General features: G+C 67.1%; 16 protein-coding genes and 2 tRNA genes. 13 read left to right on the top strand and 5 right to left on the bottom strand.

Annotated elements, in window-relative coordinates; translation table 11 throughout:
• Window positions 1-396 precede the first annotated feature (396 nt).
• Complete coding sequence (locus tag QRN40_RS16780) at window positions 397-1,161, top strand: tyrosine-type recombinase/integrase (RefSeq protein WP_285117043.1); 765 nt, start codon at window positions 397-399, stop codon at window positions 1,159-1,161.
• A 64-nt stretch (window positions 1,162-1,225) separates the two neighbouring features.
• Here the strand turns inward: QRN40_RS16780 and QRN40_RS16775 are convergent, their stop codons facing one another.
• Window positions 1,226-1,507 (bottom strand): DUF3892 domain-containing protein, encoded by a 282-nt coding sequence (locus QRN40_RS16775; RefSeq protein WP_285117041.1) that lies wholly within the window; start codon window positions 1,505-1,507, stop codon window positions 1,226-1,228.
• A 194-nt stretch (window positions 1,508-1,701) separates the two neighbouring features.
• Between QRN40_RS16775 and QRN40_RS16770 the strand changes: the two genes are divergently transcribed.
• Entirely contained in the window at window positions 1,702-2,613 is a 912-nt protein-coding gene (locus QRN40_RS16770; protein WP_285117040.1) for an AbiTii domain-containing protein, read from the top strand.
• Between the two features lie 27 nt (window positions 2,614-2,640).
• Here QRN40_RS16770 and QRN40_RS16765 read toward each other — a convergent pair whose 3' ends face one another.
• Window positions 2,641-3,771, bottom strand: a complete 1,131-nt coding sequence (locus QRN40_RS16765) for a hypothetical protein (protein ID WP_285117039.1) — start codon at window positions 3,769-3,771, stop codon at window positions 2,641-2,643.
• 156 nt (window positions 3,772-3,927) lie between these two features.
• A tRNA-Gly gene (locus QRN40_RS16760) sits at window positions 3,928-3,998 on the bottom strand.
• Between the two features lie 119 nt (window positions 3,999-4,117).
• On the opposite strand from QRN40_RS16760, the gene QRN40_RS16755 reads away from it, so the two are divergent.
• The 8 genes from QRN40_RS16755 to clpX all read left to right on the top strand — a co-directional run bounded on the left by QRN40_RS16755 (window position 4,118) and on the right by clpX (window position 10,839).
• Window positions 4,118-4,192, top strand: a tRNA-Pro gene (locus QRN40_RS16755).
• A gap of 62 nt (window positions 4,193-4,254) precedes the next feature.
• Window positions 4,255-5,667: a trigger factor gene (tig, locus tag QRN40_RS16750; RefSeq protein WP_285117037.1), complete on the top strand. Its 1,413-nt coding sequence runs from the start codon at window positions 4,255-4,257 to the stop codon at window positions 5,665-5,667.
• A gap of 132 nt (window positions 5,668-5,799) precedes the next feature.
• On the top strand, window positions 5,800-6,285 hold the full coding sequence (locus tag QRN40_RS16745; RefSeq protein WP_285117036.1) for a tetratricopeptide repeat protein: 486 nt from the start codon (window positions 5,800-5,802) through the stop codon (window positions 6,283-6,285).
• Between the two features lie 155 nt (window positions 6,286-6,440).
• Entirely contained in the window at window positions 6,441-7,313 is an 873-nt protein-coding gene (locus tag QRN40_RS16740) for an EamA family transporter (RefSeq protein WP_285117035.1), read from the top strand.
• Window positions 7,314-7,414: 101 nt separating this feature from the next.
• Window positions 7,415-8,008 carry an ATP-dependent Clp protease proteolytic subunit gene (locus QRN40_RS16735; protein ID WP_285117034.1) on the top strand — a complete coding sequence of 198 codons (594 nt, stop codon included), beginning with the start codon at window positions 7,415-7,417 and terminating at the stop codon, window positions 8,006-8,008.
• A gap of 29 nt (window positions 8,009-8,037) precedes the next feature.
• The gene (locus tag QRN40_RS16730) at window positions 8,038-8,706 is read left to right on the top strand and encodes an ATP-dependent Clp protease proteolytic subunit (RefSeq protein ID WP_285117033.1); all 669 of its coding nucleotides are present in this window, start codon (window positions 8,038-8,040) and stop codon (window positions 8,704-8,706) included.
• A 13-nt stretch (window positions 8,707-8,719) separates the two neighbouring features.
• On the top strand, window positions 8,720-9,463 hold the full coding sequence (locus tag QRN40_RS16725; RefSeq protein WP_285117032.1) for an AAA family ATPase: 744 nt from the start codon (window positions 8,720-8,722) through the stop codon (window positions 9,461-9,463).
• Between the two features lie 101 nt (window positions 9,464-9,564).
• Complete coding sequence (gene clpX / locus QRN40_RS16720; protein ID WP_285117031.1) at window positions 9,565-10,839, top strand: ATP-dependent Clp protease ATP-binding subunit ClpX; 1,275 nt, start codon at window positions 9,565-9,567, stop codon at window positions 10,837-10,839.
• Here clpX and QRN40_RS16715 read toward each other — a convergent pair.
• Complete coding sequence (locus QRN40_RS16715; RefSeq protein ID WP_285117030.1) at window positions 10,796-12,097, bottom strand: ion channel protein; 1,302 nt, start codon at window positions 12,095-12,097, stop codon at window positions 10,796-10,798. The two genes, clpX and QRN40_RS16715, sit on opposite strands and share 44 nt — an antisense overlap.
• A 106-nt stretch (window positions 12,098-12,203) precedes the next feature.
• Window positions 12,204-14,243, bottom strand: a complete 2,040-nt coding sequence (locus tag QRN40_RS16710) for a M3 family metallopeptidase (protein WP_285117029.1) — start codon at window positions 14,241-14,243, stop codon at window positions 12,204-12,206.
• 106 nt (window positions 14,244-14,349) lie between these two features.
• Between QRN40_RS16710 and QRN40_RS16705 the strand changes: the two genes are divergently transcribed.
• From QRN40_RS16705 to QRN40_RS16695, 3 genes are read left to right on the top strand one after another with little or no spacing between them, the layout of a single operon-like run.
• Window positions 14,350-15,003 (top strand): ArsR/SmtB family transcription factor, encoded by a 654-nt coding sequence (locus tag QRN40_RS16705; protein ID WP_285117028.1) that lies wholly within the window; start codon window positions 14,350-14,352, stop codon window positions 15,001-15,003.
• A complete protein-coding gene (locus QRN40_RS16700; RefSeq protein ID WP_285117026.1) occupies window positions 15,003-16,259 on the top strand; it encodes an MFS transporter in 1,257 nt (418 codons plus the stop codon). The genes QRN40_RS16705 and QRN40_RS16700 overlap by 1 nt, the downstream gene beginning before the upstream one ends.
• Window positions 16,256-16,441, top strand: coding sequence for a hypothetical protein (locus QRN40_RS16695; protein WP_285117025.1), 186 nt, complete (start codon window positions 16,256-16,258; stop codon window positions 16,439-16,441). The genes QRN40_RS16700 and QRN40_RS16695 overlap by 4 nt, the downstream gene beginning before the upstream one ends.
• The last annotated feature ends 53 nt before the right edge of the window (window positions 16,442-16,494 follow it).

The raw sequence follows: 16,494 nt of genomic DNA, 5'->3' as shown, positions 1-16,494 counted from the left end.
CGTCGTATTGGAGAGCCCCCGAGCATCCCGCGCGCATCTACCGATTCACCGTCCGTCCACAACGGACGCGTCGCCACCCGGTGCCGGTACATCTGGCAGCCGAAGAGCGATCCCGAGTGGCAGCTCGGAAGCTTTCGCCCGGACACGCGCATGGCGAAGGCGGTGCGATGACATGGCGCACATACGCGAAGTGCCGCGCAAGAGCTCTCCGACCGGTATCGCGTACGAGGTCCGCTGGGTAGACGGCGGGCGAGAGCGACAGAAGACCTTCTCCGTCAAGCGTGAGGCGCAACGGCACGCGGCCTCTGCCAAGAACGCGAAGGACAGTGGCGCTCCTACCGCAGACCTGGCCGGCCGATCCGAGAAGTTCGAGGACACTTCGTCGCACTGAACAAGGTGTTCCGCTACGCCACCAAGCACCGGCTTATCTCGCATAACCCTTGCGAGGCGGTCGAGCTGCCGAAGAACGTCCACACCAAGGACTTCGCTTCGGTATTCCTCTCCAATGGGCAGGTGGACGCGCTCGGCGCAGCGATGGACGCGACGGAGCCGTACGGACTGCTGGTGCGGTTCTGCGCGCTCACCGGTCTGCGCGCAGCCGAGGTGCAAGGCCTACGCATCCGCGACGTCGTTCTGTCAGCGACCGGTGCACACGTTGAGGTGCGGCAGACCGTCCGCCGGATCAACTACAAGTGGACAGTCGGCACGCCGAAGTCAGCGCGGAGTCGGCGCGACGTGCCGCTGCTGGACCGGTCGCTCATCGCGGACCTCAAGCTCTGCGTTCTGCAGCACCCGCACTCTGGCGATCCCGACGCGCTGTTCTGGCCGGCTCGGAGCAACGGCTCCCGTCGACTCGACTTTTCGCGCAACATCGACTGCGGGTCTGTCCTGCAGTACTACATGCGGCCGCTGCTACCGGAACTCGGATTGCCACCTAAGATGCGATGGCACGACCTCCGCCACACCTACGCAAGCCTCGTGCTCGCCGCGGGTATCCCGCCCTACAAGCTCAGCCGGTGGATGGGCCACGTGTCCCTCGTGACGACGGACACCGTCCACTCGCACCTCTACCCGAGCGACTACAGTGCGGAGATTGCCCAATTCGAGGCGTTCACCAGCGGCGCGGTGGCGGTCAGCGACCGGCTTGCAGTCGAGCGTTGACACGGGGGGGCCCCGACGAACATGTCGATTCGGGTGACAGGTTCGCCGGGGCTCTCACCGTTTGTCAGAACGTCGGCAGGGACAGCAAGTTGTTGTTCCACTTGCCGTCGGCGTGGGTGCGGAGGTAGGGGCGACCAGTGTCCGGGTGAACTGTCCCGACGTTCACGCGGCTTGTGCCGCTGCCGACGTAGGCGTCGCCATTCTTGTTGTCGATCCAGTCGACCATCGTCGGCTTGTCGCTGCTCCCCGTCTCGGCGCTGACGGTGTTCTTCCACTTGTAGTTGACGATGGCCTCGTGCGTCTTCGAAAGCCCCTCGTAACGCACGTGCGTGATTTCAACTGCCATTGGCTCTGACTCCTTCGGTAAGCGAGTCGCGGGTTGCGGCTGTCACATACCAGTCTGTCTGTCCCCACCGACACTGGTGAGCGACGCGCCAGCTTCAAGACTCATCTATACCTAAGCGACTACAGCGCCGAGATCGCCCACTGCGAGGCCTTTGCTAGCGGGGAGGGACGAGCCCACTCTGCCAGGATCAGTGTGTGAACTTTCTCGATGGAATCATTGCTGGGGCGACAGACGACTCGGTTTCGACCAGCAACCTCCTACGCAAAGTCCAGGTCGTCGCCCACTACCTGAAGGCAGAGGACGTCACGGCATGGGTTAAGCACGAGTTGAGCGGTTACACGGATGCGGAGTCCCTGCCGAAGTATCGCGCCCACCTCATTACCCCTGTGATGGGGACTTGGGCTGGAATGATGGGCTCTTCCGCCAAACAGCTTCTTAGCTCCTTTGGGATTCCGAAGGAGGCGGAAGAGGTCCTGTTCTATACGAACCTCTTCCAACCGGTCGCGGAGCTTGAGGACCTCGCGCAACTACCGGAAGATCCATCGCATTCGTGGGATCCGTGGCAAGTAAAGCAGTACAGCGAGTGGAATGCCGAGGGCAAAGGCGTCTGGATGGTTGGAATGAACCTCATAAATGCACACCGCGTGGTGACTCGCGCCTCCTTGCGTGGCGTCGTCGATACAGTTCGGACCACAGCGCTGGAGCTGGCCTTGAGCCTTCAAACTACGGACGCAAATGCGGGCACACTCAATGGCCCCACGGTCGCGGACGCGCCCATAGCGAGCACGATCAGCACATTCACGATGCACGTCTGGGGAGATGGCGCGAACGTGGCGATTGGAGACCACGCGCGGCAGACGTCTGAGGTAATGGTGAACGACGTGGAGGCGCTACTTGCCGCTGCTCGCCAGATCGGTCTGGACGATGAGGCGCTTAGCGAACTACGTGCCGCGGCTGAGGCTCCAGAAACAGAGCGGCCGGGAAAGCTGAAGGCGTACTTGAGCCGCGTTGGGTCCGGTGCATTTGCATTAGGGACAGCAATCTCTACGGAAGTCGCTGCTAGTCAGATAGACCAATTGATTCAGCAGTTTCTTGGACAGGCGTGAGACGGGCGTAACGCTGCTTTGCTGCCTCTACGGTTGAGGTGCGCCTTTCAAGATCTTCATGTAAGTCTGAGTGCTTTCGCGGTTGTCCCACGCGGCCTTGATGTGCGCCGCTAGCGTCTCAATGTCCCGGTCTACGGTCGTCTTCCAGAGGTTCGGGTTGTACTCCTCGACACGGAGCATGTGATCGACATCGAAGATAGGACCGGTGCCCTTGGCCCGTACGAGGGCGACGGGGCGGTCTGCATTCATTCTCATACCAAGCTCGAACAGCACGTTCGGATTGTGCTCGGTCAGGTCGGCAAGGACAAGGTCGGCATCCAGAAGGTCGTTGATGATCGTCGATTGGATCACATCCGAACCCTGGCGCTTAGCGGTGCGAACCTCAAATCCCGCGGCGACGATTGCGGGCGTGAACAGCGAAGCGAGTACCTCGTCAAAGAATCCGATCGAGTGCGCTTCATCTCTTTCTGTAAAGGGCATCGCGACGAAGCAGACAGGGGCGTTCGTGCTGCCGCCTCTTGGGGTCTTGGGAGTCGCGATAGTAGTCGTCTCCGCGCCGCTCGACGCTGGAACGATTGGCGCAGGCCCGGCAGTTCCGTAGTCAGTACCTATGCCCAGAAATCGACAGTTCCTCTCGAAGATGTCGACGAACTCCGGGACCAGAGACTCATCGAGATTGAACGTCTTGGTTAGGGCGTTCGTTCGGAATGGTTCTTCAGGTAGTTTGCTGCCGCCATAGTGATTGACGACTTGAGCAAAGATTTCGATGCCGAAGAACGCCTCTCGAAGCGCCCTCTCCTGTTCCCCCGGAGTGCTGGGATATACAGCTGCTCGGCCTCTTGCGGTGAGACTGATGGTTGCGGTGTCGCGTCCGCCCTCCGTGAACCCGTAGGAGCGCGACGATGCGGCGAGATAGAAGAACTTTGTGTTGGTCTTCGCCATACCAAGAGCTGCTGCAGTCTCCTCCGTTTCCCAGGGGTTACCCCCGTTCTTGTCCTTAAGCGCGGTAGGGATTGCAAGTGACTCTTCAATAGTCTTACGCGGGTACGGCCTCGGCGCCGATGCAGCCCGGGAACGGCCGTTTGGCGCGGCAGGGGTTGATGGCGTCACCCCTTTGGTCGGCTCTGAGGGCTGCTCTTCGTTGGTCGACGCGGACACGTTCGCTCCTAAGCTCTAGTCACGCGAGAACGTACCAGGGGTCAAAGCGGAGCTGGGGATCTGATCTGTAACCCATTCGGGGCACGCGGGGTTTTGACGGGGATCGCAATCCGGAGCGTTTGACTCGACGGGCCGCTCACCCAGTGTTTCCAACGGAGGGGATGACGGGAATCGAACCCGCGTAATCAGTTTGGAAGACTGAGGCTCTACCATTGAGCTACATCCCCGTGGCCGCCTCGGCGGCACCGGTGGCCGTCGCTGTGCGGCGGCCGACGACCATCGTAGTACACGCGCGCGTCACCCGCCGTGCAGTAGACTTGCCCACGGTCTTTCGCACCGTTGAAGCCGGGGCGTAGCTCAGCTTGGCTAGAGCGCCCGCTTTGGGAGCGGGAGGTCGCAGGTTCGAATCCTGTCGCCCCGACGAGGACCTCGTTCCTTTTGCGAGAAGACCATCGTTCGAACATTCAGGAGAACCCAGACATCGTGAAGACCACGGTCGAGAAGCTCAGCCCCACCCGCACCAAGCTCACCATCTCGGTGACGCCGGAGGAGCTGGAGCCTTCCATCAAGCACGCGTACGAGCACATCGCCGAGCAGGTGACCATCCCCGGTTTCCGCAAGGGCAAGGTGCCGCCGCCCATCATCGACCAGCGGGTCGGCAAGGCCGCCGTCCTGGAGCACGCGGTCAACGAAGGCCTCGACGGCTTCTACCGCCAGGCGATCGAGGAGAACGACGTCCGTCCCCTCGGCCGTCCGGAGGCCGACATCACCGAGTGGCCGAACGAGAGCGACTTCTCGGGCGACCTGCTCCTCACCATCGAGGTGGATGTGCGCCCCGAGGTGAAGCTGCCGGCGTTCGACGACATCACCGTCACGGTGGATGCGGCCGAGGTCGGCGTCGACGACGTCGAGGAGGAGCTGGACCGGCTCCGCAGCCGTTTCGGCACCCTCGTCACGGTCGACCGTCCCGCCAAGTCCGGTGACTTCGCCCAGATCGACCTGGTCGCCGTCATCGGCGACGAGGAGGTCGACACCGCCGCGAACATCTCGTACGAGATCGGCTCGGGCGAGCTCATCGAGGGCATCGACGAGGCGCTCGACACGCTGACCGCCGGCGAGACCACCACCTTCGAGGCGCCGCTCATGGGTGGCGACCACGAGGGTGAGAACGCCCAGATCACCGTCACGCTGAACGCCGTCAAGGAGCGCGAGCTCCCCGAGGCCGACGACGACTTCGCCCAGATCGCGAGCGAGTTCGACACGATCGGCGAGCTGCGCCAGAGCCTGCGCACGCAGGTCGAGCGCGCCAAGGTCTTCGGCCAGGGCACCGCGGCTCGCGACCAGCTGGTCGACCAGCTGCTCGAGCTCGTCGAGATCCCCGTCCCGGAGCAGCTCGTCGAGGACGAAGTGCACCGTCACCTCGAGCAGGAGAACCGCCTCGAGGACGACGTGCACCGCGCCGAGGTCAAGGAGTCCAGCGAGAAGACCTTCCGCACGCAGATCCTCCTCGACGAGGTCGCGCAGGAGAACGACGTCAAGGTCAGCCAGGACGAGCTCACCCAGTACCTGGTACAGGGTGCGGCGCAGTACGGCATGGACCCGAACGAGTTCGTGAAGATCCTCAGCGAGAACGGCCAGATCCCGTCGATGGTCGGCGAGGTCGCCCGCAACAAGGCGCTCGCGATCGTCCTCGGCAAGGTGAAGGTCGTCGACAGCAACGGCAAGCCGGTCGACCTGGCCGAGTTCACCGCGATCGCCGACGACGCGTCGGACGCCGATGACACCACCGAGGCGGCCGACGGCGCCGAGGCGGCCGAGGCCCCCGCCGAGGAGGCCCCCGCCGCCGAGGAGAAGCCGAAGAAGCGCTCCACCAAGAAGAAGGCCGACGACAAGTAACCGTCGCACCGACCTCACGAAGCCGGGCCCGCGCCAGTCGCGCGGCCCGGCTTCGTGCATCTATGGGACGCGACACGCCGTCTGGCACGATGAGCAGACGGCGTGTTGCGACCGATGGATGAAGGAGCGCGGATGGACGACTGGCGGCAGCGGGTGGATGCGGTGTGGGCGGCCGCCGACGACGCAGGGGAGCAGGCGACCCTCGACGCCATCGACGTGCTCGTCGCTGAGCGTCCGGCGAACGACCCGGAGGCGCTCTTCGAGGCGGCCGGCGCACGCGACTTCGCCGGCCTCGAGGCCGACGCCGAGCCGTTCTACCGGGCGGCCCTCGCGCACGGCCTGGCCGAGCCGTACCGAGGCCAGGCGATCGTCCAGCTCGCGAGCACGCTCCGGAACCTCGACCGCCCCGCAGAGGCTCTGAGCCTGCTCCGCGACTTCCTCGGCGCCGAGCCCGAGCATCCCCTCTCCGACGCGGCGCGCGCCTTCGCCGCCCTGGCCCTGTTCGACGACGGGATGCGCGCCGACGCGCTCCGGGAAGCGCTGTACGCGCTCGCTCCGCACCTGACACGCTACGGCAGAGCCGTCAGCGCCTATGCCGCCGCCCTCGACGACGACTAGGCTGAGCCACGACAGTGCCTAGGGTTCCGTTCCCGCTGTGCGGGAGGTCTGGTCCGAGCGGCACCACGGCAGCGCACCGCGCAGCCGTCATCTGACAGGACAAAAGCCCGGAGGATCCGCCTCGCCATGCCTTGTGGCGGGGGAGAGGATCCCCTGTGTCGCCCGTCGCCCTGCTGCTCGTGATCGCCGCCGCGTTCTGCCACGCCGCCTGGAATCTCGCCTCGAAACGCGCGAGCGCCTCCGGCATCCCGTTCATCTTCCTCGGTGCGGTCGCATCCACCCTGCTGTGGCTCCCCGCGGCCGGGGTCGACATCGCCGTCGGCGGAGCGGCGAGGGATGTGCGTGCGCTGCTCCTCGGAGCGGGCGTCTCAGCGATCATCCACGTCGGCTACATGTGGGTGCTGCAACGCGGCTACCGGCACGGCGACATCTCCGTCGTCTACCCGATGGCGCGTGGAACGGGACCGCTGCTGTCGGTCGTCTTCGCCATCCTGCTGTTCGGCGAGCACCCGACGGCCCTCGCGCTGGCCGGCGCGGCGGTCGTCGTGGCCGGAATCGTCGGCATCGGCCTGTCCACCGGACGCCCGGCGCCCGGCTCACGGCTGATCGGCCCCGGCATCCTGTACGGGCTGCTCACCGGTGTCACGATCGCGACGTACACCCTCTGGGATGCGTTCACGGTCAACGACCTGGGCGTGACCCCGGTGTCGTTCATGGTGGGATGCTCGCTCGGCGAGGTCCTGATGCTCGCGCCCGTCGCGTATGCGCGCCGCGCCGAGGTCGCCGCCGTGTGGAGGGCGCACAGCCGCCAGGTGTGGGTGGTCGGGGTGCTGTCGCCGCTGTCGTACATCCTCGTGCTGACCGCGATCACCATGGCGCCGGTCTCGCTGGTCGCCCCCGCCCGCGAGCTCAGTGTCGTGCTGGTGAGCCTCGCCGGCTGGCTGATCCTGCGCGAGCCGCGACCCGCGCAGCGGCTGGCGGGCGCCGTCGTCGTGCTCGGCGGCGTGGCCATGCTCGCGCTCAGCTGACCAGGCGGACGACACCGCTCTCTGCCGAGGGCGAACAGCACCGAAATGCGCGCGGGGCTCCGATAGATTCAATGCCAAGCGACAAAGGAAACGGAGCGAACATGGCCGACATGGGTATCCAGCCCAATGTTTTCGACAGACTGCTGAAGGACCGAATCATCTGGCTCGGTTCCGAGGTCCGGGACGAGAACGCGAACGAGATCGCCGCGAAGCTCTTGCTCCTGGCCGCGGAGGACCCCAAGCGGGACATCTACCTGTACATCAACTCCCCGGGCGGTTCCATCACCGCCGGCATGGCCATCTACGACACGATGCAGTTCGTCCCGAACGACATCGTCACGGTCGGCATCGGAATGGCCGCCTCGATGGGGCAGCTGCTCCTCACGGCCGGCACCAAGGGGAAGCGCTACATCACCCCCAATGCCCGCGTACTGCTCCACCAGCCCCACGGTGGATTCGGCGGCACGGCGAGCGACATCCAGACGCAGGCGCAGCTCATCATCGACATGAAGAACCGCCTCGCGGAGATCACCGCAGCGGCGACCGGCAAGTCGGTCGAGCAGGTCAACGCCGACGGTGACCGCGACCGCTGGTTCACGGCGCAGCAGGCGCTCGAGTACGGCTTCGTCGACCACATCCGCGAGTCGGCGCTCGACGTCGCCGGCGGCGGCGGCACCGAGCCGGACGCCCAGTAGCCCACCGCCGGAAGGATAAGGACATCACAATGAACACCCCCATGCTCGGCGGTCAGGCCTTCGGAGGCATCCAGGCGCCCGGCTCCCGGTACATCCTGCCCAGCTTCGAGGAGCGCACGGCCTACGGCTACAAGCGCCAGGACCCGTACGCGAAGCTCTTCGAGGACCGCATCATCTTCCTCGGCGTGCAGGTCGACGACGCCTCGGCGGACGACATCATGGCCCAGCTCCTCGTGCTCGAGAGCCAGGACCCGGACCGCGACATCGTCATGTACATCAACTCGCCCGGTGGCTCGTTCACCGCGATGACGGCGATCTACGACACGATGCAGTACATCCGTCCGCAGATCCAGACGGTCGTGCTCGGCCAGGCGGCCTCCGCCGCCGCCGTGCTCACCGCAGCGGGCACCCCCGGCAAGCGCCTGGCGCTGCCGAACGCCCGCATCCTGATCCACCAGCCCGCCGTCGGCGAGGCCGGCCAGGGTCAGGCGTCGGACATCGAGATCCAGGCCAACGAGATCCTGCGCATGCGCGGCTGGCTGGAGGAGACGCTCGCGAAGCACTCCAACCGCTCGATCGAGCAGGTCAACAAGGACATCGACCGCGACAAGATCCTGTCGGCCGAGGACGCCCTCGAGTACGGCCTGATCGACCAGGTGCTCACCAGCCGCAAGACGCTGCCGGCACTGGTCAAGTAGTACCCTTCGCTGCATGGCGGAACGGGGCGGTCTCTTCGATGACCGCCCCGTTCGTCGTATCCGGGCCGATCCGGACGCCGCGGTCGACCCGGCGGTCTGGCCCGCATCCATCCCCGCTGTCGCGCAACTGCTGCGCGACGGGCTGGAGCTGCCGCACGGCGTGACCTTCCTCGTCGGCGAGAACGGCAGCGGCAAGTCGACCATCATCGAGGCCATCGCCACGGCGTACGGGATGCCGCCGGAGGGCGGCAGCACCAACGGACGGCACGTGACCCGGCCCAGCGAGTCGCCGCTCGGCGGCTGGCTGCAGGTGGAGCGGAGCCTCGGGGTTCCGCGCTGGGGCTTCTTCCTCCGCGCCGAGACGATGCACGGCTACTACACCTACCTCGAGTCGCTCGGCGGCCCGGACGGTCACCTGCACTCACTGAGCCACGGGGAGTCGTTCAACGATCTGCTCGAGAACAAGCTGAACCATCCCCTGCACGTCACGGGCTTCGCGTGCCTGGACGAGCCGGAGGCCGCGCTCTCCTTCGGGTCCACCCTGAAGTGGCTGGCCGAGTTGAACGACATGGTGCAGCGCGGCACGCAGGTGCTCTGCGCCACCCACTCGCCCGTCCTCGCCGCGCTGCCCGGGGCGCACATCCTGGAGCTCGGCGACTGGGGGATGCGCGAGACGACGTGGGAGGAGCTCGAGATCGTGACGCAGTGGCGCTCGTTCCTCGACGCTCCCGAGCGCTACTTCCGCCATCTGCTCTGAGCAGAACCGCCGCGCGACGCAAAACGACGTCAGGTGCGCGCCATTGTCGGTCGCACGGGTTAGGCTCGATGGAAGAGACCCGGACAAGGTGGGGAGAGGGCATGGCACGCATCGGGGAAAGCGCCGATCTGCTCAAGTGTTCCTTCTGTGGCAAAAGCCAGAAGCAGGTACAGCAGCTCATCGCCGGTCCTGGCGTGTACATCTGCGACGAGTGCGTCGAGCTCTGCAACGAGATCATCGAGGAGCGGCTCGCCGAGGCAGGCGAAGAGGCGTCGAGCGAGTTCGACCTGCCCAAGCCGAAGGAGATCTTCGGTTTCCTCGAGGAGTACGTCATCGGCCAGGAGCAGGCCAAGCGCGCCCTCGCCGTGGCGGTGTACAACCACTACAAGCGCGTCCGGGCCAAGCAGACCATCACGGCTGCCGACTCGATGGATGACGTCGAGATCGCCAAGTCCAACATCCTGCTCATCGGCCCGACCGGCTGCGGCAAGACGTACCTCGCGCAGACGCTGGCCCGCCGGCTGAACGTGCCGTTCGCCGTGGCCGACGCCACCGCGCTGACGGAGGCCGGCTACGTCGGCGAAGACGTCGAGAACATCCTTCTGAAGCTCATCCAGGCCGCCGACTACGACGTCAAGCGGGCAGAGACGGGCATCATCTACATCGACGAGGTCGACAAGATCGCCCGCAAGGCCGAGAACCCGTCGATCACGCGCGACGTATCGGGTGAGGGCGTGCAGCAGGCGCTGCTCAAGATCCTCGAGGGCACGGTCGCCTCGGTCCCGCCGCAGGGCGGGCGCAAGCACCCGCACCAGGAGTTCATCCAGATCGACACGACGAACGTGCTGTTCATCGTGGCCGGCGCCTTCGCGGGGCTCGAGGAGATCATCTCGTCTCGCGCGGGCAAGAAGGGCATCGGCTTCGGCGCCCCGCTGCACTCCAAGGGCGACGACATCAACCTCTTCAGCGAGGTGCTCCCGGAAGACCTGCACAAGTTCGGCCTCATCCCCGAGTTCATCGGCCGCCTGCCGGTCGTGACCACGGTGACGCCGCTCGACCAGGATGCACTCATGCAGATCCTGACCGAGCCGAAGAACGCGCTGGTCCGCCAGTATCAGCGGATGTTCGAGCTCGACGGCGTGCAACTCGAGTTCGATCCCGCTGCGCTCGAGGCGATCGCCGACCTCGCGGTGCTCCGCAAGACCGGTGCCCGTGGTCTCCGCGCCATCATGGAGGAGGTGCTCGGGCCGATCATGTTCGAGGTGCCGTCGAGCTCCGAGGTGGCACGCGTGGTCGTGACGAAGGAGGCGGTGCTCGAGAACGCAGCGCCGACTATCGTCCCTCACCGTCCGCGACGCGAGGAGAAGTCGGCGTAAGCGCCGGCGCCGGAATCAGGAGTTCCGGGGCCTTCGTCACCATCAGCCACGCCGGCAGGATGGCCAGGGCGAGCAGCGGCAGGATCAGCATGTTCTGCGTCACGGCCACGCCGATGAAGATGGCGATCCAGCCGTCGCGCGCCGCGGCCAGCGTCATGCCCATGACGCCCGCGCCCACGGCGACCTGGAGGGGCACCCCGGGCACCAGCGACGCCGCCAGGGTGCCAATGGCCGCTCCGATGAACACGGCGGGGAACACGCGCCCACCGCGGAACCCCGCGCTGGCAGCCACGAGCAGCGCGGCCAGCTTCACCAGCACGATCAGGGTGAGCTGGCCCGGGCTGTAGTCCGCCCGGTTCTGCACGAGTTCGCCCATCTGGGCGAGACCCTTGAAGAGCGTGATCGGTCCGCCGAGCGCTCCCAGCGCACCGAGCACCACGGCGCCCGCCACGGTCATCAGCACGGGGTGCCGCAGGGCGTGGAAGAACCGGTGGATGACCGGGAACGCAAACGCCCCCACGAGTCCGAGCGCGGTCGCGATCGCACCGATCACCAGAGCTGCGAGCACGTCCCAGCCGGTGATCGTGGTGTACGCGGGCATCGGGATGGCGAAACTGGGATGCGCGAGCAGCGTCATGGTGATCGACCCGGCCGCGGCGGCCACCAGCGGCAGGAAGAGCTTGTCCCACAGAGCGCCGCCGCCCTTGATGGAGGCGACGATGCCGGTGAAAGCCAGCGCTGCGGCGACGGGGGTCCCGAACAGGGCGCCGAGGGTCGCCGACGCCGCCATCATCACGACCAGTTGCGGCGGCACCGCCTTCCACAACCGTCCGACCAGCGCCACGAGAAGGCTGATGTTGATGGCGATGATCGGGTTCTCCGGGCCGAGACTGACGCCGCCGCCGAGCCCGAGGATCGCGGCCAGCGCCAAGGACGGCACGACGAGCGGCCGGAGCGGGGGAGAGATCAGCTCGGTGGTGGCGGAGTCGGGACCGGCGTGGCCCGGGATCAGCCACACCGTGAGCCCGACGAGAAGACCGGTGAACGTCAGGACGGCGAAGATCCACCATCCCGACGACGGGTCGATCCCCAGAGCGTTCGGCAGTAAGGTCCAGTAACCCTTCGCGAGCAGGTCGCCCAGCTCATCCACGACCCACAGTGCGAGCCCGCTGAGCACGCCCACCACGACGGCCGGGATGCTGAGCAGCAGCAACTGCCGCACGCTCGGCGCCGCGAGCTCCGGCTGGCTGACCGTCATACCCCACTCCCTCCGCGTTTGCGCTCAGAGTAGGGGGGTGCCCGTCCCCTCGGCTAGCGAGCGGGCGTGCCCGGCCGGATTCGGCGGGCCCGGGACGCCCGACGGGTCAGCTGTCGAGGCCGCGGCGCTTCAGCAGCGGCTCGATGCGCGCATCCCGGCCACGGAAGTCGCGGTAGGCCTCCAGCGGATCCTTCGATCCGCCGACCCCGAGCAGCCGGGAGCGGAACCGGTCGCCGTTGGCGCGGGTGAGCCCGCCGTTCTCGCGGAACCATTCCACGGTGTCCGCGTCGAGCACCTCGCTCCAGATGTAGGAGTAGTACCCGGCGTCGTAGCCGCCCGAGAAGGTGTGCGCGAAGTAGGTGCTCGCGTAGCGCGGAGGAACGGCGGGGTTGTCCAGCCCGACCTCCCGGAGCGCGTCCGCCTCGAAGGCGGCGACGTCGGCGACGGCGTCGTCCGCGGTGATGCGGTGCCACGCCTGGTCGAGCAGGGCCGCGGCCAGGTACTCGCTGGTCGCGAAGCCTTCGTTGAACGACTCGGCGGCGTGCAGCTTGTCGACCAGCTCCTGCGGCATCCGCTCGCCCGTCGTGTGGTGGACGGCGTAGTTCTCCAGCACCTCCGGCCACAGCATCCACATTTCGTTGACCTGGCTGGGGAACTCGACGAAGTCACGGAAGACGTTCGTGCCGGCGAAGCGGGGGTAGGTGACGCGCGCGAACAGGCCGTGCAGAGCATGGCCGAATTCGTGGAACAGCGTGTTCGTCTCGTCGTAGGTGAGCAGGGTCGGCTCACCGGCCGCCGGCTTGGGCACGTTCAGGTTGTTCACGACGACCGTCGGTGTTCCCAGCAGAGCGGACTGCGAGACGAGGGGATTCATCCACGCGCCGCCGCGCTTGGAGTCGCGGGTGTAGAGGTCGAGGATGTACAGCCCGAGCTCGGAGCCGTCCTCGTTGTGCGCCTCGAAGACGCGCGCCTCCGGGTGGTAGGCGACGAGATCCGGACGCTCGGTGAAGGAGATGCCGTAGAGCTGCTCCGCCGCGAAGAACACGCCGTCGTGCAGAACGCGCTCCGCCTCGAAGTACGGGCGCATTGCAGCGAAGTCGACGTCGAACTTCTCGGCACGCACCTTGCCGGTGAGGTGCGCCCAATCCCAGGCCTCCACCGTCGCGCCGTCGCCGAGGAGGCGCTGCAGGTCCGCCTGCTCGGCACGGGCGTTGCGGGCGGCTGCCGGGGCCAGGCGGTCGAGCATGTCCGCGACCGCTTCGGGGGTGCGCGCCGTCTCATCGGCGGTGACGTACGCGGCGTGCGTGTCGAAGCCCAGCAGGCGCGCCCGCTCGGCGCGCAGGCGCGTGATCTCGAGCACGAGGTCGCGGTTGTCGTTCTCGCCCCCGTGGATGCCGCGGGAGCGGGAGGCGCTCATGATGCGTTCGCGCGACTCGCGCCGCGTCAGGTCGGCCAGCCACGGGTGCCCGGTGGGGAGCACGAGGGTCACGACGTACTTGCCGTCGAGGCCCCGCTCGCCGGCCGCCTGGGCGGCGGCGGACAGCTCGCCCTCGCCCAGTCCCTCCAGCTCGTCGGCGCTGTCGAAGACGACGGCCAGTTCGTTGGTGTCGGCGAGCAGGTTCTTCTCGAACCGGGTCGTCAGGGTGGAGAGACGCTGGTTGTAATCGCGCAGGAGCTCCTTGTCTGCGTCGTCCAGCCCGGCCCCCGCGAGGGTGAACTCGGTGTAGTAGCGCTCGACGAGGTAGCGCGATTCGGCATCCAGCCCCAGCTCGTCGAGACGGTCGTGCACGGCGGCGATGCGCGCGTACAGGGCCGGATTCAGCCGGATGGCGTCCTGATGCGCGGCGAGCCGGGGGGCAATCTCCTCTTCCAGCGCGTTCGTGAAGTCGGTGCTGTCGGAGGAGCTCTTGTTGAAGAACACCTCGGCCACGCGGAGGAGCGTCTGGCCTGAGCGCTCCAGGGGGATCATCGTGTTCTCGAAGTCCGCCGGTTCGTCACTCGCCAGGATCGCTTCCACCTCGCGGAGCTGCTCCTCGAAGCCCAGCTCGAACGCCGGACGGTAGTGCTCGTCGCGGATCTCCGCGAACGGGGGGAGCTGGTACGGGAGCGTGCTCGGGGAGAGGAAGGGATTCGCGGTATCGGACATTGCCCCAGCCTAGACAACATGGGGCGGTAGGCAAAGGATCCGTTGCAAAAGACAGATTGCAAAGAAACTGTTGCAAAGAACCGTTTGCATTGCTACTCTCGCAGTCATGTCGAACGAAGATCAGCCCGTCAAGCCCGGTGGAGTCGTCGGTGGGGCGCGCTCGCCTCACGAGGAGGCGCTCGGCATGGCGGCACTGCGGGCGCTCGCGCACCCGCTGCGGGTCGAGATCATGAACGAGCTGTCCGACTTCGGTCCTGCGACCGCCAGCATGCTGGCCGAGCGACTGGGGGAGTCGAGCGGGTCCACCAGCTACCACCTCCGCCAACTCGCCAAGCACGACATCATCGTCGAGGACGCGGAGCGCGGCTCCGGGCGGGAGCGCTGGTGGCGGATGGCCCCCGGCGGCGTGACCATCGGTGGCGAGGAGACGTTGCGTACTCCCGCCGGCCGCGAGGCGAGCGAGCTGATCTCCCTCGGCTGGCAGCAGAACAACGAGCGGCGTCTCGCCAGCTTCCTGCGGCGCGGCCTCGACACCTTCGGCTTCGACTGGATGGAGGCGAGCACGCTCTCCACGTCGCACCAGGAGCTCACCCTCGAACAGCTCGCCGAGTTCGGCCGCGAGTACTACGCGCTGCAGGAACGGCTCAAGGAGAAGTGGAAGAGCGCGGAGGGCGACGGCGACGTTGAGCTGCCCGCCACCCGCAAGCGTGTCCAGATCCAGTTCAACGCGTTCCCGCTCGTGGAGCAGGAGGACCGCTGATGTCGACCGTGGTGCGTGCGCCGCTCGGAGCGGGCTTCGGCCGGCTCTGGACGTCGGCGATCGCCAGCAACCTGGCCGACGGCCTCGGCCGCACGGCGGTCCCGCTCATCGCGACGACCCTCACCCGCGACCCGGCGCTGATCGCCGGGCTCACGGCGGTGACGTTCCTGCCCTGGTTGCTGTTCGGCATCCCGGCGGGGATGCTTCTCGATCGCGTCGACCGCCGCGTCGCCATGGCTGTGGCGAACTCGCTGCGCTTCGCCGTCGCCGCCGTGCTCGCCGTGCTTGTCAGCACCGACTCGCTGACCATCTGGCTGCTCTACGTATGCGTGCTCGCGTTCGGGCTGGGGGAGACCGTCTTCGATAACGCGACCACCACGGTCGTGCCGAGCCTGGTCACCCGCGACCAGCTCGACCGCGCGAACGGGCGGATGCAGTCGGCCGAGATCACCATCCAGAACTTCATCGCGACCCCGATCGCGGGCTTCCTGTTCGCCGTCGCCATCGCGTTGCCGATCTGGCTGACCGGTGCCGGATTCCTCGTCGCCGGACTGCTGGCCCTCAGCATCCCGGCGGCCGCCGCCCACGCGCACCGGTCCGCCGAACCCGGTGCCGCAGCGGCGGTGCTTCCGCCCCTGTCGGCGGTCGTGCGGTTCCTCTGGGAGCACCGCTTCCTGCGCTGGATGATCCTGCTCACCTCGACCACGGCGTCCGCTCTCGCGTTCGCGCAGGGGAGCGTCGTGCTGCTCCTGCTGCAGACCTTCGGCGTCCCCGCGGCGCTGATCGGGGTCGCGGAAGCCGGAGTCGGGATCGGCGCGCTGGCCGGGGCTCTCATCTCCAGCCGGTTCGTCGAGCGCTGGGGCCGCGGCCGGGTCATGTTCTGGGCGATCCTGCTCAGCGGCTTCGGTCTCGCCGGAGTCGGCCTGACCAGCAACGTCGTCATCGGGGTCGTCGCGTACGCGATCGGTGCCTTCGGGGTGGCCGTCTGGAACGTGCCGTGGGGTGCGATCCGTCAGGCCATCATCCCGAACGCGATGCTGGGCCGCGCCCTCGGCATCGTCCGCACCATCGGCTGGGGTCTCACCCCCATCGCCACCGTCCTGGGCGGCTTCGTCGCCCGCATCGACCTCCGGCTGCCGTTCGTCATCGGCGGCGGCGTGGTGGTCGTCGTGACGCTCATCGCGTCCCGTCTGATTCTGTCGGCCTCCGTGCAGGAGCCGGCCGCCGAACCCATCCCGGAAGGACAACCGTCATGACTGCCGTCCTCATCTCCGTCTACCGCCCGCTCACCCACCGCGTCGCGCTCCGGCTCGGCCACGCCCTCACCGCGTGGGGCGCCCGCCCGCTCGCGCGCGAGCCGTACGACCACGATCGGGTCGCGCGCATCGAGCGCACCCGCGACGCCGCTGCCCGCACGCTCCCGCAGCTGCCCCGCTGACGCACAACCGCGCCCGCGCGGCCTGTGGCCCGCCCAGCGTCGGAGATCCGCCG

It is taken from the genome of Leifsonia sp. fls2-241-R2A-40a, from assembly GCF_030209575.1.
In the GTDB taxonomy this organism is placed as follows: Bacteria; Actinomycetota; Actinomycetes; order Actinomycetales; family Microbacteriaceae; genus Leifsonia.
This window is presented reverse-complemented; position numbering and strand designations above follow the sequence as displayed.